The 22,320-nt window shown below is 36.7% G+C and carries 23 protein-coding genes and 1 pseudogene; 13 read left to right on the top strand and 11 right to left on the bottom strand.

Annotation, left to right across the window (positions count from 1 at the left end; genetic code table 11):
* From cobT to POD11_RS07715, 4 genes are all read left to right on the top strand, one after another.
* Positions 1-1,062: a nicotinate-nucleotide--dimethylbenzimidazole phosphoribosyltransferase gene (gene cobT / locus POD11_RS07730; protein ID WP_262456857.1), complete on the top strand. Its 1,062-nt coding sequence runs from the start codon at positions 1-3 to the stop codon at positions 1,060-1,062.
* On the top strand, positions 1,049-1,648 hold the full coding sequence (locus POD11_RS07725; protein ID WP_262456856.1) for a histidine phosphatase family protein: 600 nt from the start codon (positions 1,049-1,051) through the stop codon (positions 1,646-1,648). Before cobT ends, POD11_RS07725 begins: the two co-directional genes overlap by 14 nt.
* 124 nt (positions 1,649-1,772) lie before the next feature.
* Positions 1,773-3,341 carry a histidine-type phosphatase gene (locus POD11_RS07720; protein ID WP_262456855.1) on the top strand — a complete coding sequence of 523 codons (1,569 nt, stop codon included), beginning with the start codon at positions 1,773-1,775 and terminating at the stop codon, positions 3,339-3,341.
* A gap of 106 nt (positions 3,342-3,447) precedes the next feature.
* Positions 3,448-4,191, top strand: coding sequence for an adenosylcobinamide-GDP ribazoletransferase (locus POD11_RS07715; protein ID WP_262456854.1), 744 nt, complete (start codon positions 3,448-3,450; stop codon positions 4,189-4,191).
* A 71-nt stretch (positions 4,192-4,262) separates the two neighbouring features.
* Here the strand turns inward: POD11_RS07715 and POD11_RS07710 are convergent, their stop codons facing one another.
* Both POD11_RS07710 and POD11_RS07705 read right to left on the bottom strand, forming a co-directional pair.
* Positions 4,263-5,372, bottom strand: coding sequence for a 3-deoxy-7-phosphoheptulonate synthase (locus tag POD11_RS07710; protein WP_271740980.1), 1,110 nt, complete (start codon positions 5,370-5,372; stop codon positions 4,263-4,265).
* Positions 5,373-5,468: 96 nt separating this feature from the next.
* On the bottom strand, positions 5,469-6,356 hold the full coding sequence (locus tag POD11_RS07705) for a sulfite exporter TauE/SafE family protein (protein ID WP_239968656.1): 888 nt from the start codon (positions 6,354-6,356) through the stop codon (positions 5,469-5,471).
* 61 nt (positions 6,357-6,417) lie between these two features.
* On the opposite strand from POD11_RS07705, the pseudogene POD11_RS07700 reads away from it, so the two are divergent.
* Positions 6,418-6,533 (top strand): annotated as a pseudogene (locus POD11_RS07700) (hypothetical protein).
* On the opposite strand, the gene POD11_RS07695 reads toward POD11_RS07700, so the two are convergent.
* The 4 genes from POD11_RS07695 to POD11_RS07680 all read right to left on the bottom strand — a co-directional run bounded on the left by POD11_RS07695 (position 6,508) and on the right by POD11_RS07680 (position 10,836).
* Entirely contained in the window at positions 6,508-6,789 is a 282-nt protein-coding gene (locus tag POD11_RS07695) for a DUF1634 domain-containing protein (RefSeq protein WP_239968658.1), read from the bottom strand. The pseudogene POD11_RS07700 and the gene POD11_RS07695 overlap by 26 nt on opposite strands.
* The gene (locus POD11_RS07690) at positions 6,786-8,342 is read right to left on the bottom strand and encodes a PepSY-associated TM helix domain-containing protein (protein WP_239968660.1); all 1,557 of its coding nucleotides are present in this window, start codon (positions 8,340-8,342) and stop codon (positions 6,786-6,788) included. Before POD11_RS07690 ends, POD11_RS07695 begins: the two co-directional genes overlap by 4 nt.
* The gene (locus POD11_RS07685; RefSeq protein ID WP_239968662.1) at positions 8,335-8,634 is read right to left on the bottom strand and encodes a hypothetical protein; all 300 of its coding nucleotides are present in this window, start codon (positions 8,632-8,634) and stop codon (positions 8,335-8,337) included. The genes POD11_RS07690 and POD11_RS07685 overlap by 8 nt, the downstream gene beginning before the upstream one ends.
* Before the next feature lie 66 nt (positions 8,635-8,700).
* Complete coding sequence (locus POD11_RS07680; protein ID WP_262456853.1) at positions 8,701-10,836, bottom strand: TonB-dependent siderophore receptor; 2,136 nt, start codon at positions 10,834-10,836, stop codon at positions 8,701-8,703.
* Positions 10,837-11,058: 222 nt separating this feature from the next.
* On the opposite strand from POD11_RS07680, the gene lpxB reads away from it, so the two are divergent.
* Positions 11,059-12,234, top strand: a complete 1,176-nt coding sequence (gene lpxB, locus POD11_RS07675; protein WP_239968666.1) for a lipid-A-disaccharide synthase — start codon at positions 11,059-11,061, stop codon at positions 12,232-12,234.
* Between the two features lie 31 nt (positions 12,235-12,265).
* Here the strand turns inward: lpxB and POD11_RS07670 are convergent, their stop codons facing one another.
* Complete coding sequence (locus tag POD11_RS07670; protein WP_016141130.1) at positions 12,266-13,135, bottom strand: DUF2797 domain-containing protein; 870 nt, start codon at positions 13,133-13,135, stop codon at positions 12,266-12,268.
* Between the two features lie 39 nt (positions 13,136-13,174).
* On the opposite strand from POD11_RS07670, the gene POD11_RS07665 reads away from it, so the two are divergent.
* Positions 13,175-13,636 (top strand): DUF6231 family protein, encoded by a 462-nt coding sequence (locus POD11_RS07665; protein WP_239968669.1) that lies wholly within the window; start codon positions 13,175-13,177, stop codon positions 13,634-13,636.
* A gap of 99 nt (positions 13,637-13,735) precedes the next feature.
* Entirely contained in the window at positions 13,736-14,326 is a 591-nt protein-coding gene (locus POD11_RS07660) for a YidB family protein (RefSeq protein WP_239968671.1), read from the top strand.
* Positions 14,327-14,438: 112 nt separating this feature from the next.
* On the opposite strand, the gene POD11_RS07655 is transcribed toward POD11_RS07660, so the two are convergent.
* The 4 genes from POD11_RS07655 to POD11_RS07640 all read right to left on the bottom strand — a co-directional run bounded on the left by POD11_RS07655 (position 14,439) and on the right by POD11_RS07640 (position 17,886).
* On the bottom strand, positions 14,439-15,545 hold the full coding sequence (locus POD11_RS07655) for a porin (RefSeq protein WP_239968673.1): 1,107 nt from the start codon (positions 15,543-15,545) through the stop codon (positions 14,439-14,441).
* A 255-nt stretch (positions 15,546-15,800) separates the two neighbouring features.
* A complete protein-coding gene (locus tag POD11_RS07650; RefSeq protein ID WP_016141126.1) occupies positions 15,801-16,214 on the bottom strand; it encodes an HIT family protein in 414 nt (137 codons plus the stop codon).
* 17 nt (positions 16,215-16,231) lie between these two features.
* Positions 16,232-16,501 (bottom strand): YARHG domain-containing protein, encoded by a 270-nt coding sequence (locus POD11_RS07645; RefSeq protein WP_002122146.1) that lies wholly within the window; start codon positions 16,499-16,501, stop codon positions 16,232-16,234.
* A 299-nt stretch (positions 16,502-16,800) separates the two neighbouring features.
* A complete protein-coding gene (locus POD11_RS07640; RefSeq protein WP_262456852.1) occupies positions 16,801-17,886 on the bottom strand; it encodes an alpha/beta fold hydrolase in 1,086 nt (361 codons plus the stop codon).
* 135 nt (positions 17,887-18,021) lie between these two features.
* Here POD11_RS07640 and POD11_RS07635 point away from each other — a divergent pair, with 135 nt between their 5' ends.
* The 5 genes from POD11_RS07635 to POD11_RS07615 all read left to right on the top strand — a co-directional run bounded on the left by POD11_RS07635 (position 18,022) and on the right by POD11_RS07615 (position 22,282).
* Positions 18,022-19,209 carry an O-succinylhomoserine sulfhydrylase gene (locus POD11_RS07635; RefSeq protein WP_262456851.1) on the top strand — a complete coding sequence of 396 codons (1,188 nt, stop codon included), beginning with the start codon at positions 18,022-18,024 and terminating at the stop codon, positions 19,207-19,209.
* Positions 19,210-19,396: 187 nt separating this feature from the next.
* On the top strand, positions 19,397-19,633 hold the full coding sequence (locus POD11_RS07630; protein ID WP_239968679.1) for a hypothetical protein: 237 nt from the start codon (positions 19,397-19,399) through the stop codon (positions 19,631-19,633).
* Positions 19,634-19,891: 258 nt separating this feature from the next.
* Complete coding sequence (locus POD11_RS07625) at positions 19,892-20,221, top strand: YbaB/EbfC family nucleoid-associated protein (protein ID WP_016141121.1); 330 nt, start codon at positions 19,892-19,894, stop codon at positions 20,219-20,221.
* Between the two features lie 9 nt (positions 20,222-20,230).
* Complete coding sequence (recR, locus tag POD11_RS07620; RefSeq protein ID WP_032054989.1) at positions 20,231-20,827, top strand: recombination mediator RecR; 597 nt, start codon at positions 20,231-20,233, stop codon at positions 20,825-20,827.
* A 330-nt stretch (positions 20,828-21,157) separates the two neighbouring features.
* Positions 21,158-22,282, top strand: a complete 1,125-nt coding sequence (locus POD11_RS07615) for a ribonuclease D (protein WP_262456850.1) — start codon at positions 21,158-21,160, stop codon at positions 22,280-22,282.
* The last annotated feature ends 38 nt before the right edge of the window (positions 22,283-22,320 follow it).

Raw genomic sequence — 22,320 nt, 5'->3', positions numbered from 1 at the left:
ATGAACTGGTGGTTAGAATCTATAAAGCAACCTAATTTAGATGCAAAACAACAAGCTGAGCACCACCAACTCCAACTCACTAAACCTACTGGTGCCTTAGGTGATTTAGAACTGATAGCAGTTAAACTTGCCAGTTTACAGTCAAATGCATATCCACAAGTTAGCCACCCATGGATTACAATCTTTGCAGGCGATCATGGGGTGGTTGAAGAGAATATCTCTGCATATCCTCAAGCAGTAACTCGTCAAATGCTGCAAAATTTCACGACTGGTGGTGCAGCAATTAGTGTCATTGCCAAATATCATCAAGCTCATTTGCAGGTCATTGATTGCGGTACAGTCGGTGAGGCATATGAATATGCAGGCGTTGAATGCCATTGTATCCGTGCTGGTACTGCAAATTTTGCTAAACACGCTGCAATGAATGCTGACGAATGTCGTGCTGCTTTAGAGTTAGGTAAAAAAAGCGTAGATATGGCTAAGGCCGACGGCGCAGACATTTATATCGCAGGTGAAATGGGAATTGGAAATACCTGTTCTGCCTCTGCTTTAGCATGCCTTTTATTAAATGATACTGCTGAACAATTGACTGGAGTTGGTACAGGAATTGGCGCTGATCAGTTAAGACATAAAATTGAAGTAATTGAACAAGCAATCGAGCTTCATCATAAACATGTTATTGGTGATGTTTTCAAAACATTGTGCGCAGTTGGTGGTTTAGAAATTGCAGCAATCGTCGGTGCTTACATTCGCTGTGCGCAAGTGGGGTTACCTATCATTGTTGATGGTTTTATTAGTTCTGTAGCAGCTTTATGTGCAGTACGAATGAATTCTAAAGTACGTGACTGGATGTTATTTGGTCATCAATCGGCAGAATATGGCCATCAGCGTATTTTACAAGAACTCAATGCTGACCCAATTTTAAAGATGAATTTGCGTTTAGGTGAAGGGAGTGGTGCAGGTGCTGCTTTGGCATTAGTCAAAATGGCATGCGTATTACACAACCAAATGGCTACCTTTGCCCAAGCTGCTGTAAGCGGGGATAAAATTGAGCAAATTTAAAATTGATTTGCTTAGACATGGTGAAAGTCAATATAGCCATACTTTACGTGGACATTTGGATGATGAGTTAACGGCAAAAGGTTGGCAGCAGATGCAGTCAACCATTGAGCAAGTTGCAAGTCAATCATGGGATGTCATTATAAGTTCCTCATTAAAGCGTTGCGCTTGTTTTGCTGAGCAACTTGCGAAGCCAACTCAGCTACCCTTACTTTTAAATCATGACTTAAAAGAAATGTATTTTGGAGATTGGGAAGGCGTCTCAACTCAGCAAATTTATGACACCTCACCAGAATTACTGGCAAATTTTTGGCAAAAGCCAAGTCAATATTGTCCACCTCGCGCAGAAACATTGATGGAGTTTCAAACAAGGGTTCTTAAAGGCTTTCAGGAACTACTTGTAGAGATGCGAAACCAAAACTGGCAACATGCATTGGTTGTTACCCACGGCGGTGTGATTAAGCTATTGGCTTGTTTAGCCACGCAACAACCTTTAGATGATTTACTAAAAATGCCGGCAGAGCTTGGAAAATTATATTCATTCGAATTTTCTGAAACAGATGGTCAATTAACTTTCATGTTGAGATAGCAAATTTATATTTCTATACATATGTAAGTTATTATTTTTATAAAGATATTTGAGTATTTGTAATAGAACTGTCATTGCTAAAAATTAAGCTATTGGCATTTCTTATTAATCACTCATCTGACTTATGAATATTTTATTTAAAACGACTGTGCTTGCAGTATCATTATTACTCGTGGCTTGTAACAATAATGATGATCAAGACATTCAAACAACTGCTCCAATAAACTCATCAAAATATTATCAAACAAAAACACCTTACCAACCCCAACAAGAAATAAAAAACTACGAACAAGTACCCACTGGGTTCCAGCCAGTTTTTACAGAGTTAGTGGCACGTCACGGTTCAAGAGGTCTCTCAAGTCTGAAATATGATTTGGCACTTTATAATTTATGGAAACAGGCAAAAGCAGAAAATGCTTTAACAACGTTAGGTGAACAATTGGGTGCCGATTTAGAAGCAATGATGAAAGCCAATATCTTATTAGGCTATGGTGTGGAAGGAATCCGCCAATATGGTTATGGAAACGAAACCATGACTGGTATTTTAGAACACCGTGGCATTGCAGATCGTTTATTACAACGCTTACCAACTCTTTTAAATTCTCAAGCCTCTATATTAGTACAGAGTTCTGGTGTAGATCGTGCGGTTGATAGTGCTAAATTTTTTACTGCTGAACTCATCAAACAACAGCCTCAGCTTAAAGAAAAAATTGTTCCGGCGACTTATACTAATTTAACGAGTGAAAGTGTACCAAGCGTTGAAGATGGTGGCGTTGATCGTTTTAAACTTTACTTCCATAGTTTGAATGCAGGTGAGGACTTAAATCAACCACTGAGTGCTAGTCAGCAGAAAATTTATGATGCTAGTCAGGCCTATCAAGATTTTGAAGAAAACAATAAAGATTTAGCCCAAAAGTTGGATGAGTTATCAAAGAATACTCAAGCTGAAAAAATTGCTCAAACAGTACTGAACCCGATTTTTAAAGCAGAATTTATTAAAAAACTTGGTACAACAGGTTATAACTTTAGCAATACTGGATCTTTTACAGTAACTTCGCCTAAAGGTGAGCAAATTACAGAAAAAGGTAAGGGTAAAAATACAATTGCAAGTGCAGTTGATGCAGCAGCTTATGTTTATGAACTCTATTCAATTTCTGGCGGTATGAAAGAAGAGTTAAAAGGTGTTGATTTTGATAAATATATACCGTTAGAAGCCGCAAAGTTTTATGCTGAATTTAATGATGCCAATGATTTTTATGAAAAAGGCCCAAGTTTTACAGAGTCAAATCAAGTCACCCGTGAAATCGCCCAAGGTTTAAAACAAGATCTATTCCAACAAGTTGATGCTGTGGTGAATAAAGCCCAGCCTTATAAAGCCGTTTTACGTTTTGCCCATGCTGAAATTATTATTCCTTTGGCGACCAGCTTAGATTTGCATAATATGATGCAACCTTTGCCACTTCGCCAGACTTATAATTATTCAACAAGTACATGGCGTGGTGAAGTAGTTTCACCTATGGCGGCAAATGTACAGTGGGATATTTATCAAAATAGCCAAGGCAATACTTTGGTCAAAATGCTTTATAACGAAAAAGAGACTTTATTTAAATCTGCTTGTAACTATGCACGTTACACACCAACCAGTTTTTACTACGACTACATTAAATTGAAACAGTGCTATCAAATGCAATAGATTTTCAGTTTTTGAAGTCTTTAATGGGAATAGGGATTGCTATTCCCATTTTTATTTCTTCATAATTCTATTTGTTTTTAAATATAGATCAGTTAGAGACTTGGATATGACACCTTTTTGGATTGCATTGCAATTTTTAACTGTTCTGCCTATTGAACTAAAGACAATACCGACGGCGCAACAAAATGGTCGGGCTATTTTATTCTATCCGCTGGTTGGGCTGATTATTGGTGGCATACTTTTTATTGTGGCCTGCCTTTTAGCCAAGTTACCTATTCTTTTAGTTGCTGCAATCATACTCACTTTATGGATTTGGCTGACAGGTGGATTGCATTTAGATGGGCTAGCAGATACTGCAGATGCGTGGGTAGGTGGTTTTGGCGACAAACTGCGTACTTTACAAATCATGAAGGATCCATGTTGTGGCCCAATTGGAGTACTCAGTTTAGTTATTATTTGTTTACTAAAATTTGCACTGATTTATGTGTTGATTGAACAGCATCAAACGTTATTTTTAGTCTTTGTTCCCATCCTTGGACGCGTAGTACCATCTATTTTGTTTTTAACTACGCCATATGTTCGTGAAAAAGGTTTAGGTCGTTCTTTGACAGACCATTTACCCAAAACTGCTTCATGGGTAATAATTGTGTTTATTCAGCTGCTACTTTTGTATTGGGAGTGGCAGGGGCTTATTGCCATCATTGGTTTTTTAATCAGTCTTGTTTACTTAAGGCATCTGTTTATAAAAAGAATTGGTGGTATTACGGGGGATACTGTCGGGGCAGCGATTGAGTTAAGTGAAACGGTACTGCTTTTTGCTTTTGTTGTGAGTTATTTTTATTTAGTTTGATTTTGAATTTCACTCAAAAATAAAAAAGCCCTCAAGAATGAGGGCTTAATTTTCAATCTTAAAAAGATGAATTAACGGTTTGGTAAAACGTCTTTTAAAGCTTCATGCATTTCAAGCAATGTCTTCTCTGTAGTTTCCCAGTCAATACAGCCATCAGTTACTGATTTACCATATTCAAGATCACAAAGATTTTCAGGAATATCTTGGCGACCACCTTTTAAGTGACTTTCAACCATAATACCGACGATTGACTTATTACCATCTAAAATTTGTTCAGTAATATTTTTAAGAACAAGCGGTTGTAAGTACGGGTCTTTATTTGAGTTGGCGTGACTCGCATCGATCATGATTTTATTGCTAACTTTAGCTTTTGCTAAAGCATTTTCTGCTTCTGCAACCGAGCCTGCGTCATAGTTTGGTTTACCATTACCACCACGTAATACAACGTGTGCATAAGGGTTACCACTGGTATTGATAATTGAAACTTGTCCATCTTCGTTCAAGCCTAAGAAACTATGGCCATATTTAACAGATTGCATCGCGTTGGTTGCAACAGTTAAACCACCATCTGTACCATTTTTAAAACCTACTGGTGAAGATAGACCAGAAGACATTTCACGATGAGTTTGACTTTCGGTTGTACGTGCACCAATCGCAGACCATGAAATTAAGTCTTGGTAATACTGTGGTGAGTTAGGATCAAGTGCTTCAGTTGCACATGGTAAACCTTTTTCATTTAATTCGAGCAACAGCTTACGACCAATACGTAAACCTTTTTCGATGTTAAATGAGTCATTCATATCTGGGTCATTGATTAGACCTTTCCAACCAATTGTTGTACGTGGTTTTTCAAAATAAACACGCATAACTAGATATAGAGTATCTTTAACCTTTTCGCTTAGCGCTTTTAAGCGATCAGCATATTCGTGAGCAGCTTTTGGATCATGAATAGAGCAAGGACCAATAACGACAAACAGACGCTTATCTGAACCATCTAAAATATTACGAATAGTTTCGCGGCCTTTTAGAACAGTTTGTGAAGCAACATCAGATAGAGGAAGTTCTGACTTAAGCTCATTTGGTGTTACAAGAGTTTGAATGCTTTTAATATTAACGTCGTCGATATCTGGCTTTGAAACGGAATTTAAATGTGTAGTCATTGCTGTCACTGGTTCGATCATACTAAAGGTTGTTTTGTGTACTGAATATACCATGAAATAATTATGAAAATACTACATCGCATGGTATTTCAGTTTGGAAAAATCCTATTGATTTTGCTATCTTTCAGTCGGGTTGCTTGTTTTTTCGGCAACCACGGCTTGTTGTTGTACCACAGGTGCTTTCGGTTTTGCTTTGACTGGGTGAACCATAAAGTTAACACCGAGGGCAAATAGGGTAATCCCTAAAATTTTTCGGATTAAACGTTCCGGCATACGAGAGCTAATTAATGTGCCAATGATAATTGCCGGAATCGAACCCACTAATAACCACATTAGAAGGTTAAAGTCGACGTTACCCGCACTCATGTGTCCTAGGCCAGCGACTAAGGTGAGCAATACAGCATGTACAACATCTGATCCGATAATACGAATCATTGGTAAGTTCGGGAACATGATCACGAGTGCCATAATCCCAAATGCACCGGCACCAACCGAGGAAAGCGTTACGAATACGCCTAAAATGATGCCCATAATCACGATAAAGCTACGTTTTTTATGGATTGCTAACTGCTCATTTTCAGTTTGGATGGTTTCTTTATTACGGAATTTATTAAAGAACTTCTCAATACGAGAACGGAAAATAATAGACACACCTGTTAAAGTCAGCATAAAGCCTAACACCATGGTTAACACAGACTTATAGTGTGTAGACTGACTTAAATAGTGTTCAAGTACCCACGCAGTACCGAAAGATGCAGGAATACTACCTACTGCTAACCATAAAACAATTGGCCAGACAATATTGAGCTTTCTAGCATGAACCATTGATCCACAAAATTTTGAAATTGCGGCATAAAGTAAATCGGTACCAATTGCGATATGTGGTTCAATTCTAAAAAGACTAATTAAAATTGGCGTCATTAATGATCCACCACCAACTCCTGTAATCCCTACACAGAAACCAACTAACATACCCGCTAAGATAAATTCAAAAGCACCAGACATCTTTATCGCCACTTATCACGAAACGCAGATATCTTATTCCTTTTAGAGATAAACAGTTGTCATGAATAATGATTTACTTATGCAAAAAAAAGCTAAGCAATGAAAATTTTGCTCAGCTTGTACTATTTTTCATCATTTTTAAAGAAAATGATTATTTTGATGACTTTAATGGATTAACTAAAAGTATAAAAATAAAAGTTAATGGCGTTGCGAAGATCCACCAACTCACAAAACCAATTGAAAATTTATATTGGTGAATAAGAATAAATGCACATAAACCAAATAATATGAATGCAGCGACTTTAAAGTGTCGGTAATACTTTTGAGCCAAAGATTTGAAATGTCCTGTTGATTTTGGCGATCTATATTTCTCGCTCGCCATAAATAGCAAATACATTCCTAATAAAATTAAGATGAAAGCTATAATAATCATGAGCTCACCTCAGTATTTAATTTATTCAGTTTTTTTTGAATTTTTTCTACAGCCTTATGCTGAATAGGTTGAATTTTGCAGAATATAAAAATGGCTAATGCTGCAAATATCCACAAAAACACATCTACACGTGCAAAAGTCAAATAATCACTGAAATTTTGTACATAATCATGTTTGACCAAATAACTTAGATTTAAGATTGGAAGTGCAATACTGAGCATAATAAAAAAGCAAAGTTGAGTTCGCCATAAATGCTGCTTTTTAGTGATTAGTGCAGTGATTAAGCTGATTAGCCAAACCAAGAAAAAGCTATAAACTTCATAATTGATCGTGGTTGAAGTGACTGTAAATAACCGATTAGCGCTTAAATAGGCGACAGTTGCACATGGCAATCCAACAAATGCCGCAACATTTAAACGGTCAACTAAATAATGTCCGAAATGAAACTTACTATTTTTATTTTGAATTTGGCGTTTAAGACTCCAAAGTAACAAACCAGAGGCAATCATTACACAGCCTAAAATGCCTGAGAAAAAGAATCCTAAGCGAAGTAAAGGTTGAGCAAATGTCGCCATGTGTAAGCCATAAATACCCGCATTTAGCGTTGCAATAGGACTATTATTACGTGTATCTGCCAAGACTTTGCCTGTTGAAGCATTTAATATAATTTGAGCCTGATTACGAGTGATGGAGTGATCTTCTTTTTGAAGAAAAGTAATTTGAGCTTGATTAGTATTTGGGTTTTTTACACTAATCGTTGATAAAGGTTGATTACCCCAACTTTGTTGAACTTGGTTTAATAACTTTTCAATCGCTAAGTTTTGAGCAGGCTGAATCGATTGATTCTCAAGTACAGTCTTTGTGCGAATCTCAGTAAAATACTGATAAGGGTTTTGGGGGTAAATTTTTTGCATTCCCCAAGGCAGATATAAATAAAAGAAAATAGCTAAGCCTGTAAAAGTAATGGTTAAAAAGAAGGGTAGTGCAACGACTGAAGAAATATTATGAAAGTCTAACCATGAACGCTGAGACTTAAATGTACGTAAAGTAAAAAAGTCGGTGAATATTTTTTTGTGGGTAATAATGCCTGAAATCAAGGCAATCAGCATAATAAATGCGGCAAGACACACTACTAATCGTCCAACTATGATTGGAATACCAAAAAGTTGATAATGGAAACGGTAAAAAAAATCGCCGCCTAAGGTCGCCGAAAGTTGAAGTTCTTTACCTGTGTTAGCATCAAGCGTGGCATTGCCATAACCGCCGTCAGCTTTTTCCCAGTACATAGTGTTGACGGGACTTTCTTGGGTTGCAACAGTTAAATACCAAGATTTGGCGTCTGGAGCGTTTTTTTGTAAATATTGATATGCTGTTTTAATAGCAATATCTTGCTTTACTTCATATTGTGCAAGTGCAGGTTGCATCCATAAATTAATTTCGTGGCGGTAATAAGATAGGCTACCCATTAAGAAAATGGCAAACACGAGCCATCCAAAAATTAAGCCAGTCCATGAGTGTAGCCATGCCATAGATTGACGTATACCCTTATGCATAACCCACCATATGTGACACAGAAAAGAAAAGGGCGCACAAAATGATCGACAGCCCAGTGAGTTTCAAAAGTGATTGAATGCAGAAACCAGCAATTACAAAGACGACGTAAAATAAAATCGCTATAAATGCCGCGAGATATATAGCTTCAGCTTTGTCGAGGGACAAAAGGAAAATTCCAGTGAGTCCAAGACTTAAAAAGGCCATACAGGCAAAGCCCATACCGAAAACTAGCAAGAATCGATAGAAAACTTTTATACGATATGACACTGGGAGATTTACAGTTTTGGACATCTTGACTGACACATACACAAAGAATAATAAGTAAAGCCAATCCCTAAATTGGGATTGGCTACGATATTAATATTTAAACTTTACAGCAACTGTATAGTTGGCAGAAGGACCATAAAAAGCTTGGCCATCTGGAAAACTATTTAAATATTTTTTGTCAAAAATATTATTACCATTTGCTTGAAGCGTAATATGATCGTTGACTTCATAGCTCGCCATTAGATTGACTAAAGCATATGCATCTTGTTTGATCGTACTGTTAACAGTTGAATCATATAACTTTATCCCATCTTGCCACTGTAAGCCTGCACCGACTTTCAGCTTCGGTAAAACTGGAGGTGTGTAGGTAGTTAGCAGGTTAAGTGTCTGGTTTGGATTATAGGTTCTTGCCTCGCCACCATTCTTAATATCTTTAATACTAAATTGGGCATAGCCGAAAGAAAGATTCACGTTATCTGTGATTTGCCCCGACAGACCGACTTCTACCCCTTGCGACTCTAAATCACTCGTTGGTACTTTTCGATTAAGTGGATTTCCATCCGAGCTGCGTAAAGGGTAATTATTTTGTTCAGTTTTAAATACTGAAAGTGTTCCTGTTAATCGGTCATCTAGCCATGAGCTTTTTACGCCCATTTCATAGCTTTTACCCTCAATAGGTTTTAAAGCTTGATTGGTATCTTTATCAATACCAGTTTGAGGACGGAAAATTGAGGTGTAACTCATATAACCCGTATATTCAGGTGTAAAGTTATAGGTTAGTCCAACATATGGCGAGACTTTACTTTCACGATATGACATTGGAGAGCTATAACTCTCGCCTTTACTTTCAGCTTGAACATAGTTTGCGCCAAGTAAAAGTTTTAAATCTTCATTGAGATGTAAACGTGTCGCCGCATAGATTGAGTTAATATTCTGCTTATAGTTCGCGGCTTCCGTAAAATCTGACCACGTTATAGATTGTGGTGTCCAGCTTGCCCAATCCGTAGTGGTTGCTTTTATAACATTACTATCGTTAATTGTTCCTGTAGATTGTTTGTCTTGCTGATGATTACGTACATAGCTGTAGCCTAGAGTTGCCTCATGTTCTCGGTTAAATAGTCTGTAGCTGCCTTCGAGATTAAAATCTACGGCATGTTTTTCTTGATGTTCTTGACCACCCCAAGGAGTTAGAGAAACACCTGAACCGTCAGCTTTTGGATAACCATAATAATAAAGAAGACGGCTATTATGCTTCGTATCAAGATAGTTGTAAGTTAGCTTAGCCGTCCATAGGTCATTAATTTTTTGTTTTAATTCAACAAAAGCATTTTGTGTTTCATTATCCCAGTGCGCCCAGTCAGGGTTTGGATTATATGAGCGATCATATGAAATTTGTTTACCATTGGCATCTAATAAAGGCAAAGAACCCCAGTTATTTGCATTAGGTTTATTTTGTTCTTGGCTATAACCTGCGGTAAGTAAAGTGCTATCTGTCAAATCAGCTTCAATAATACCTGCAAAACCATTTTTCTCAGAAGAATAACGGTCAAGGTAAGAATCACCAGTTTGCTCATAGCCCATAATACGGCCACGTACTTTTCCACTCGGTATTATTGCGCCAGAAACATCAGCTTCATAGCGCTGCGTATCCCAAGAACCATAACTTACACCAGCATTTGCTTGGAATTCTTGAGTCGGGCGTTTTCTAATATTGTTAATTGTTGCGCTTGGATCACCAAATGCGTTAGTTAAAGAGTCAGCTCCTTTAACTACTTCTACACGATCATAAAAATAAGTATCAGGATTTGTATTGCTATAGTTATAACCTGAGAGGGGAAAGCCTACGCCGTCAGTTAATATATTTGAAATTTCAAAACCACGAGCCATATAAGTAGTCCGCTCGGTCTCTTGATTAGATACGGTTACCCCAGGCGTGTTCCTTAAAACATCTCGGGTACTTGTAAGGCCAAAATCTTCAATTTGCTGACGAGTAACGACATTAATGGTTTGAGGAGTTTCTTTAGCCTCAATATTAAGCTTAGTTGCGCTACTCGAGTTTTTAACATTATATGCTTTAGTTTGTTCCGAAGACTGCTCAGCATCTGATGCTTTAATTTGAATTGTCTGTAAAGCTTGTACCTCTGAGTCTTGAGCATAAGAGAGGTTCGCATAACAAATCGCGCAGGCGATTACGGTAAGCTTAAATGGTCGAGGTGGGATATTCATAAGATTAAGGATAATGTAAATAATTCTCATTTATTTTATTGTTTGTAAATGTAAGCTACAATTCAAATAACATTGTTAATTTAGATTAAAAAGTAGATGATGAGTGTAATTTTAGATAGTAATAATCCATGTATTACTTTTAATACCGAGATTTCTTTCGAGTTCAAGATTGGGAAACCTATATGTTAGAATGCGTTATTTCAAATTCTTGGATAATTCGCCTTGGCAAATCGAAAACTTAAAATAGGCATTGTAGTTGGGGAAGTTTCTGGAGATACGCTGGGTGTGAAACTTATGCGTAGTTTCCGAGAACAAGGAATCGATGCCGAATTTGAGGGAATCGGTGGTCCTCAAATGATTGCTGAAGGTTTTAATAGTTATTACCCGATGGAAACTCTATCTGTAATGGGGATTGTTGAGGTATTAAAAGACTTAAAAAAGCTATTCGCCGTGAGGGATGGTCTAATCAGTCAATGGACTCAAAACCCAGTTGATATTTTTATTGGAATTGATGCACCTGACTTTAACCTCAGACTTTCAAAAAGTATTAAGGAAAAGAATCTTCCAATAAAAACTGTTCAATATGTGAGTCCTTCGGTTTGGGCATGGCGCCAAGGACGTGTTCACGGCATCAAACAAAGTATCGATTTAGTACTGTGCTTATTTCCTTTTGAAAAAGCCTTCTATGAACGATATGAAGTTCCAGCAGCATTCGTAGGGCATCCATTAGCTAAACAATTACCAGTTGAGAACCCGATTCAAATTGCCAAACAACAATTAGGCGTTGATGAAAATCAGAAACATATTGCTTTATTACCAGGTAGCCGAAAAGGAGAAGTGGAACGACTTCTTCCTATGCTGCTGGGTGCTGCTAATATTTTGAATACGAAACATCCAGACCTTCAATTTTTGATTCCCGCTATTAATGATGCTCGTAAACAACAGATCACGCAGGGTGTCGAACAATTAGCACCTCAGTTAAAAGCAAAAATTCATATTTTAGAAAATACGGATAGTGAATCTAAAATTGGCCGTATGGTCATGAATGCGAGTGATATTATCGCTTTAGCATCTGGAACGGCGACATTAGAAGCAATGTTAATGCATCGACCGATGGTCACTTTCTATAAGTTGCATTGGTTAACTTACTTAATTGCCAAGTTTTTAGTGAAAATTCCTTATTATTCTTTACCTAATATTATTGCGGGTAAAAAAGTAATTGAAGAACTTATTCAAGCCGATGCAACACCAGAAAATTTAGCAGCTGAAATAGAAAAACTGATGAATGTGGAAACTGCTCAAATTCAAGTGATGCAGCATTTAACTATGCATAAACAGCTTATTTCTGGAAATACGGAAGATCCGGTTCAAGTCATCTTAAATGTCCTTGAAAAATAAAAAAAGGCATTCTTATGAATGCCTTTTCTATTTATGCACGTACGATGAGCTCGTAACCCGTATATTTACGAATGTTGATAACACCAATGTCAAAAATTAAATATTGGCCTTTAATACCTTGTAATACACCGCGAATTTTTGGTGTTTTATCCAGATTTAGAGACTTAATTTTTTCAGGATATTGTTCAACAGGGTAAACAAACTCACGTGGTAATTCGTTTTCTAATAATTCAACAGTTTCGTTAAATTCAAGGTTTTGACTGAATTCCTCACGAATAGATTGAATTTTAGGTGCAAACTCTTCAATTAATTGATCACGCTGTTCAATCATATTTAAAGGCTCAGCTTCACCTTTAAGAAGTTTACGCCAATCTGTCTTATCAGCAATTAAAGAGCCAAACATGGTTTCAAGTTGACCAGATAAACGGCGTGATCCAACTTTTAAAATAGGTAAGGCTTGAGTTGCGCCTTGATCTAACCAACGACCTGGCATATGGCTAACGCGGGTAATTCCCACTTTTAAAGCACTAGAGTTTGCCAAATATACAATATGAGGCTGGAAACAAACATTATGGGCAAAATCATCTTCACGACATGTGCCTAAATGATAGTGACATGTTTCAGGTTTCATAATGCAAAGGTCACATTCCGCTTTGGTTTTAAAACATTTAAAGCAGTGACCTTGAGAATAAGATTTCGGTGTTTTAGTGCCACAAGAAGTGCAATAAATATTACCTGTCCATTCGATTTCTAGTTCTTGTCCTAAATTAAAAGGAAGATCAATTTCTGAACGGTCTAATACAAATTTGTATTCAACATTTGCCTTGGTTGTCTGTTGATCAGTTACACTAGCATCTTTTAGGCCTGCATGCATTTTATGGCAAATGCCTTGTAGTTCCATAAAGTTTAAACTCACATCTTTCAATTAAGGGTTGCAGTTATGGCTGAACAAAATGTCATCACTTCTATGCTAGACGATTTATCAAACGAACAGCCCATTCATACTGCACTTTGTATTGGCCAGAAAATTGACCAGAATAACGCAATTCAATGGCACTATTTTACCGTAACTGAGCTTTTAAGTCTGCCTTTTACTCAGCGTTATGATTTGGGTTTTGTATTGTTTGATACAGATGAAATGCAGAACATAACTGAAGTACAAAAGTCACAATTGTTAGTGAAGCTAAGAGATTTATTAGCAAAACGCATTGTTGTCGTGAGCAAGCGCAGTGATGAACAGTTATTACGTTCTTTAGGTTTTACACAACTCATTGATAAAACTTTACATGATAGTGATTTTGCTTTATGGCAATTTAACATTTTGACCTATAAACATGTGCCAGATTGGTTTAATTCAAAATTTTGGGCAAATCCAGAAAACTGGAATAAATTCCGTTGGTAAAAGAGCACTAAATCTCTTTCAAAATTTAACAATTTGGCTTTTGCTGTCCTAATAAGAATCCGCGTATGCTCATGTATAAACCATACATAAGAGTTACACATGACAAATTTAAGCAACATTGTAGAAGTTTTGGCTAAGCAAGCTTTAGGTGGGAATCAGCAAGCAGCAGGTCAAGGTGGTTTAGGTGGAATTTTAGGTTCAGTACTCGGACAAATGGGCGGTAATACCTCATCTGGTACTCAAGGCGGTCTGGGAGGCGTATTAGGTTCTGTATTAGGACAAGTCACTGGCAATAACAACACACCTCAAGCAGGCGGTGGTGTCCAAAGTTTATTAATTGCAGTTGTGCCTTTAATCTTGGGTTGGGTGCAGCAACAAGGTGGTTTACAGGCTGCATTAGAAAAGTTGAAAGGTGCGGGTTTGGGAAGTCAGGTGCAAAGCTGGGTTGATCCAAATCAAAGTAATAGCGAAGTCCCGACTCAGCAATTACAGAGTTTATTTAATCCAGCCGATATTGAACAAGTTGCCGAGCAAGCCCAAGCACCAAAAGAGCAAGTTTACGGAGCAATTGCTTCAGTCTTACCTCAGGTTATTGATTCATTAACACCTCAGGGTGACAGTACAGATCATCAAGAAGCAAATCAAGATATCCAAAACGTTATGAACCTTGTAAGTGGTTTCTTAAAATAAGGTATAAACTTCAAAAAAGCCGATAACTTTTATATCGGCTTTTTTATATTTAGTACCATAAAATAAAAGGGCATGAGCCCTTTTATTTTAGATATGAATCAAACATAACTGATTAGAAGTTATATTCGATACCAGTACCTACAACAGTTTGCTTGTCGTCATCATTCAGCCAGTCGCGTTTTTGTTGAGCAACAATGCCGTAGAAGCGAGCTTGTTTATTGATTTGGTAATCAAGACCTAAACCGTACAAGTCGATTTTACGATCCGCTTGACCACTTACTTGTGTTTCAGCTGAAGCATATTCTGCTTTCACTTTAAGTTTAGTGTTAGGAATTTTATAAGCAGCTGTTACTGCATATGCTTCTTCCTCTAAACCACGGTAAGCTTTACCAGCTTTATCGATTGAACCATCTGATTTATATGATTGACCGTATGCAGTTAAGTCATCAGTAGGTTCAGCATGTTGCCATAAAGCACCTACCACAAAACCAGATTTTGCGATGTCATAAGAACCAGTTACACGGTAAGCATCTGTATAGACATCTTTTAGGCCATAAGCAGCATATTTACCTTTAATACCGAAGTCACCCGCGGCAGCAATTGCTAAACCAAGATCTTTGTTTTCATAGCCAAGCGCAGTTGATACAGAGTCGAAACTATCATTTTTGCTATCTTTACCAGTTTCACCTGGTTTGCTATCAGAAGTGCTTTCACCAGTTTGAGCCATGATGTTGAATGTTAAACCAGCTAATAATTTAGGGTCTAATTCAAAACCGATCACATTGTCTAAACGGTTTTCACCATACATGATATTAGTAATATCTAAACGTGTATCGTCATTAAAGATGTCTTGATTACCGCCAGCAGCAGTTTTGAAGTAAGAGTCATACTTACCAACTTTTAATGTACCAACACCTTCAGTTTTTAAACCAATAAAACGGTTACGTGCGCTAAGGTCAGTATCAGAACCTGAACCATCAGTAGAAATTGCCCACTCGGCTAAATAAACAGCAGATAATTTGTCAGTTAATTTCTCTTCGCCTTTGACCCCAATACGAGAAGAGTTTGAGTTAATTTCGGTAACGTCACTTTTTCCATCGAAATTTTTATTATCAACTTGGTTAATAGAAACATTTAGTTTGCCATACAAAGTTGGCGCTGCTTGCACCGCGTTTATGCTCAAAGTTGCAACTGCGGCAGCGAGTAGCAATTTCTTCATTGAGATTTCTCCAAAAGGTATTTAAAAAGGGCGTATGCCTAGCTAACTATTTATTTTGTAGTTGACTTGTGTACAAAAAGTTACAAAAGCTCACCAACTTGCTAAGCAGTATCGGCAAATTTTGTGACAGGGAAGTGAAGAATAAATGACAGTTTTATGACGCTTAAAATTTAGAAATAAATTAGTTTTTTCTTTTTTTATAATTCTTAAAACGAAAAAAAGCGGAGTCTAAACTCCGCTTTAATAATTGAAAAATCAAAGAGCTGCTTTAATTTTTTCCGCTAATTCTTTAATTTTTTCTTGATCACCTAACTCTACAGCATGGCGTCCAAGTTGATGCACATTTGTTGGAATAAGGTGAAAATGAACATGGGGGACAGTTTGTCCCGCCGCTGCTCCAGAAAGTTGCATTAAGACAATACCTTCTAAATTGAGCGCTTTTTCCATTGCCTTAGCAATCTTTTGGACAATTTGTATAGTATATGCCGCTGCTTCAGGAGGTAAATCTAAGAGTGTTACAGCAGGTGTTTTTGGAATAACTAATGTATGACCATCGGCTTGAGGCATAATATCCATAAAAGCTAGAACTTGATCATCTTCATAGACTTTTATCGCAGGAAGTTCTCCACGTAAAATTTTTGCGAAGATATTTTGATCATCATATGCCATGTATTATTCCTTTAAAATTATTTACATTTCAATTCTTTCTGACGTTCTTTAATAGCGTCAAGACGTTGCTGCTCTTTGTCAGAAAACTTTGGTTTTGTCGTATGACAGTTTTCATTACCATATTTCTCTTTTGCATCAGGATCTTTAAAACAAAAGCCTTTTGATGCATAAATCAAATTGTAATCGTCTTGCAATTTTTGACATTCTTGCTCAGGTGTTGCAGCTTGTACGCCTAAACTAGCAATGCTCACCATGCCAGTAAAGACTGCAACCATAAATTTATTCATGAGCTTTTCCTCAGTTAAAGGTATGAACCTGTACTCAATATAAGGTTTATTGCCAAGATTTCAATGACTATTAATTACTCAAGTGTCATTTTGGTCTATAAATTGTTCAAATAATAAATAAAATTATTAGATATCAATAACTTGAAAATATTAAATAAAAACATAAACTTAACTAAAAAATTATATGTTTTTCCATAATCTAATGGTTGTTGAACGTCTTATAATCGTTAGTGATGAGCAAAAAGAATACTTAAATAGATCTACTAATAAATCCCATAGATTGAATCCTGATCTTATCCTTAAATTTTTGTTGAGCGTTCGGTCAGCCATTTCGCTAGTTGTGGCCAGAACTCAAGAGCACTTGCCTGACTCGACATTAAGCCTAAATGACCGCCAGGGATAAGCGTAAACGTAACATCTTGGCTGCTTGTCAACTCACTTAATGGAGATGCAGCATCAGCAGTTACCAACTGATCACTACGGCCAGCACCAACCAAGAGAGAGCAATCTATATTTTTTAATTCAATTTTCTGATCTTTTAGCTGAATAAAGCCGTGTTTCAATGGATTTTGTAACCACACATTAAACAACATGTCCTGATTAATTCCACCCGGATAATCAATCATATTATTTAAAAAGTTACTGAGGGTAGCATGCTCTTGTACAAATTGCAGGTCGTCAAGATTTTTTAATAGTTGAACATGGCCATCGAACCAACCTTTAGGATCAAGAATTTTGAAACCTAATGAATTTAAAATTCCTGGGCTATGAATCAAACGTTTTGGTAATCCGGCATAAACACGGTCCTGAATTTTTTTATTGCGACCAATAAAATGATTCATGGTTCGATAGAGCTTCCCAATATAACCAGAGGCATAACTGTCTATTGGACTACCAAGTACAATAAGATTTTTAACATGATTAGGTTGATTGAGAGCGGTGTATAAAGTAACGAATATACCAGCCATACTCCATCCATGTAGCGAGATTTGTTCACTTCCTGAATGTGCTCGAACAAGTTCTATTGCTTTAGGAATAAAATCTTTAATAAATGATAAAAAGTTAAGGTGTCTATCTTTAAACTTTAAACGCCCCCAATCAACTAAATAGACATCAAAGCCTGCATTTTGGAAGTATTTGATAAGAGAACGATAAGGGTATAAATCATAAATTGCCATATTGATGGCTAAAGGAGCTACAAATACTAAAGGCTCTTTAAATTGTTTATTGGTCGCAGCGTAATAGCGAATCCGGGTTTGATTGAACTCCCCAATCACTTCAAAGGGAGTGCTTTGTGATAGTACCAATGATTTTGGATGAAATAGTCGGGTAGAAAGGTGCTTGATTTGACTTTGTTCAGAAACAAGGGACTTTAAGCGTTTCATCTTGCTTTACCAACTATTTACTAAAGTTGAATAAAGTCTAAGCGATAATTTTAAGGTTTACCTTGACCTTAAATACCTTAGACACTCAAAATGATGATAGTTTTTTAGTACATGACCAGTAAAGGCGCACATTTAATGAACCAGTCTGATGATTTAGAATACCAACTTGATACTTTAGCCATTCGTACCGGACATACTCGTAGTTTTGAGGGTGAGCATGGCGAACCGATTTTTTTGACTTCATCATTTGTATATGAAAACGCAGCTGAAGCTGCAGCAAAATTTTCTGGTCAGGTTCAAGGAAATATCTATTCTCGTTTTACTAATCCGACTGTATCGATGTTCGAAAAACGCCTAGCAGCTTTGGACGGCGCTGAGCGAGCTGTTGCAACAAGCTCGGGAATGGGCGCGATTTTGTCAGTTGCTATGGCATATTTAAAAGCTGGTGATCATGTTATTTGCTCAAGAGCAGTTTTTGGCTCAGTTGTTGCCTTATTTGAAAAATATATTGCCAAGTTTGGTGTTGATATTACATTTGTTGATTTATGTGATTTGGACGCATGGAAAAACGCTGTACGTCCCGAAACTAAACTTTTTTTTGTTGAGTCGCCGTCTAACCCTCTAGCTGAGATCGCAGATATTCAGGCGCTTGCAGATATTGCTCATGCAAATGGTGCCTTACTTGCAGTTGATAACAGTTTCTGTACACCTGTTTTGCAGCAACCATTAAAGTTCGGGGCAGACCTTGTAATTTACTCGGCAACTAAATATTTAGATGGGCAAGGGCGCGCTTTAGGTGGCGCGGTTGTGGGTAATCATCAGTTATTAGAAGAAGTTTTTGGTGTTGTTCGTACACTTGGACCATCAATGAGTCCATTTAATGCATGGGTTTTCTTAAAAGGCTTAGAAACTTTACGCTTGCGTATGAAAGCACACTGTGAAAGTGCTCAAATTCTTGCAGAATGGTTATCTAACCATGAAAAAGTAGAGAAGGTTTACTATGCCGGTTTACCAAATCATGTCGGTTATGAACTTGCTGCACAACAGCAAAAGGGTTTCGGTGGGATTGTATCCTTCGTTGTTAAAGGCGAGCGTGAAGGTGCTTGGAAGGTTATTGATAATACCAAGTTTATTTCGATTACAGGTAACTTAGGTGATGTGAAGTCAACAATTACACATCCGGCAACTACGACACATGGCAAACTTTCTGTTGAAGCAAAAGAAGCAGCAGGTATTCAAGAAGGTTTAATTCGCGTATCTGTAGGTCTAGAAGATATTAATGACATCATTGGTGATATTTCACGTGGGTTAGATCTCATCTAATTATTTTAAAATTTTTATCGAAACTATTTTAGTTGCTTAAAAGCCATCTCATGAGTTGAGGTGGTTTTTATCTAAAGTTACTTAATTTTTACAATTGCAATAAAAAAACTACATTTTATTTAAATCGTAATGCCGAGCAAAGGTTATAAAGACTTTAAATCAAACTAAAATAAATGTGAGTTTTAAAATGCTTAAGCCTATTGCTATTGTTGTTGTGGTGGGGGTAGTTGGTGTCATTGGATACAAATTATTAACTAAACCTACGCAAAGCCCCGCATCAAATGAAACGACATTGTTAATCAGCAATGCTGAGAAATCAGTACAAGAAGCAGATGAGTCTATTGAAAAAGCGAATAACTCTTTCAAAAAAGTTCCTTTAAGCGAATATAAAACAATCAAAGAAGGTTTGCAGGCGTCTCAATAATCCTCTAAAGCACTTTAATTCTAAAGAAATGGCAGCTAATTTTGCTTTTGCCATGTATGTGGCTGCGTCAAATAGAGCTAGAGATACCGATAGAAAACATTACTTTATTGTGTCAGAATTACGGATTAATTTGAGTTCAATGTACTAGCCTACATAGATTTTGATCAATAAGGCTAGCTCAATGAGATTAAGTTTTTATAAAGTATTGGCAGAAATGAATAATACTTTAAAGATTTGATAGAGATACGGAGTAAGGTTATGAATATCAATATGCTCATGCAGCAAGCGCAGCGCATGCAAAAAGATATGGAAACAAATATAAAAAAGGCTAAAGAAGAGCTTGCTCAAACTGAAGTTCAAGCAGAAGCTGGCGGTGGTTTGGTTAAAGTAACAATGACTGGCCGTTATATCGTAAAACGTATCGAAATTAATCCAGAATTACTTCAAGATGAGCCAGACATGATTGAAGATTTAATCGCTGCTGCGGTTAATGATGCTGTGCGTCAAGCAGAAGTGATTTCTGAAGAAAAAATGCAAAAAGCAAATTCCGGTATGGGCTTGCCACCTGGCTTAGCGGGCATGTTCTAAGGAAATTCAGTGTTTAGTGATAGATTTGAACAACTCGTTCAAGCTTTACGTATATTGCCTAGCGTTGGTCCGAAATCGGCTCAACGTATGGCTTTACATCTTTTGATGAAAAATCGAGAAGGTGCATTTGCATTAGCTCATGCTTTACATGAAGCTTCAAGTTATATACATGAATGTAGTGTTTGTCATTCTCTGACTGAACATGAAATTTGTGATATTTGTGCCTCAACAGACAGAGATGATCAATTATTATGTGTAGTTGAATCACCAGCAGATGTGATGGCGATTGAGCAAAGCGGTAGCTTTCGTGGCAAATACCATGTTTTAGGTGGACATCTTTCCCCATTAGATGGTATTGGGCCTGAAGAAATTGGTATTCCTTATCTGATTCAGCGTTTAAGCCAAGGCAAGATTGAAGAAGTGATTTTGGCAACGAATGCAACTGTAGAAGGACAGGCAACGGCTCATTATTTGGTAGAGGCGACTAAGCACTTACCAATACAAATGACACGTATTGCTCAGGGCGTACCTCAAGGTGGTGAACTCGAGTATGTCGATAGCCATACCTTAAGTCAGGCAGTGCATAACCGTATGAGAATGAAATAAGCATTGCGATGCTTATTTCATTAATACAATATCAATTTAATTGAAAAACTTCTGAATTGAATTCAACTATTAAACATAAATATTATTTTGTTTTTATAATAGTAGAAAGTTTAAATAGAATATGAATATAAGCATGAAAAAGATCTTATAAATTTTATAGAAGGGGTATTTGGAGATAAATTTAAAAATATAAATAAAAGCTCAAAAAATTATCTATTTTCGAAAAATTGTTCAAAAATAGAGTATTCATAAAGGTTTAAGTGGCATTTTTCTGCTTCTATGTTATATATACCAGAGTTTAAAGCACTCTTTGCATTTACTTGAGAAAGCATGTTTCAATTTATCCAACAGCAAACCGAATTGGTTGATGTTCTTCAAAAAATGGATCAATGTTCAATATATGGACTTGATACAGAATTTATTAAGGTTGACACACTCTGGCCGAAACTTGGAGTATGCCAAGTCAATGTAAATGGCAATGTCTATCTGTTGGATGGTGTTTCATTAGATCTAAGTCAGTTTTGGAAAAAGATCTTTCTCGCACAGCAAAATATTTTTCATGCATGTGGAGAGGACATCGATTTAATCTACCATTATGCAGATCAAGAAGATTTGCTTAAAGTGTTTGATACTCAGGTAGGGCTTTCTTTCTTAGGCCATGGCTTGCAAGTGAGTTACCAAGGTGCTTTAAAACTTTGCCTTGATATTGACATTGAAAAAGATCAAACAAGATCTGATTGGTTAGCTCGACCTCTATCGCCTCAGCAACTTTGTTATGCAGCTAATGATGTTTTATATCTAATGAAGTTAGCTCATCATATTCAAGAACAGCTTAAGCAAAAAGGGCTTTATGACTATGTTCTTGAGGATTGTAGTAGCTTAACTAAAGAAATTATTAGTGAAACTCCGACAGAATTACTCTATACCGATGTCGGCAATTATCGCCACTCACGTCGTCAGCTAATGCAGTTACAAAATTTAAGTGAATGGCGCGAATACATTGTAAAAGTAACAAACCAGCCACGTAGTTTTATTCTTAGAAACTCAACTATGATTGATATGGTTGAAAAGAACCCGCGTAATAGCTTTCAACTTTCGCAAGTGAAAGATATTCGTCCAAATGTGGTTCGTGAATATGGTAAAACTATTTTAGAATTACTTAAAGATCTACCTATCGAAAGTCAGTGGCCATCGAAAATTGCAAAACCTTTTAAAGTAACGTCTAAAGAGACTCTACATAAAATGGATATGGTGCTTGCTCATGCAATAAATGAAACTTCTATTCCCAAAGAAGTATTGCTGAGAAAAAAATGGTTAAATGCTATTCATCAACATGTTCTTTCGCAAGGTGATGAACAAGATTTACCTGATTATTTATTAGGTTGGCGTTATGAGTTATTAACCCAACCATTAATCCAATTGTTTCAAGAAGAAAAACAAAGTCTATCGATTTAATATCCAACTCTATTTAAATTTAAAAGGCTCATCATGTG

The organism is Acinetobacter sp. P1(2023), from assembly GCF_028367635.1.
Classification (GTDB): domain Bacteria; phylum Pseudomonadota; class Gammaproteobacteria; order Pseudomonadales; family Moraxellaceae; genus Acinetobacter; species Acinetobacter pittii_E.
The sequence above is the reverse complement of the archived record's forward strand: the minus strand, read 5'-3'. Positions and strand labels throughout refer to the sequence as shown.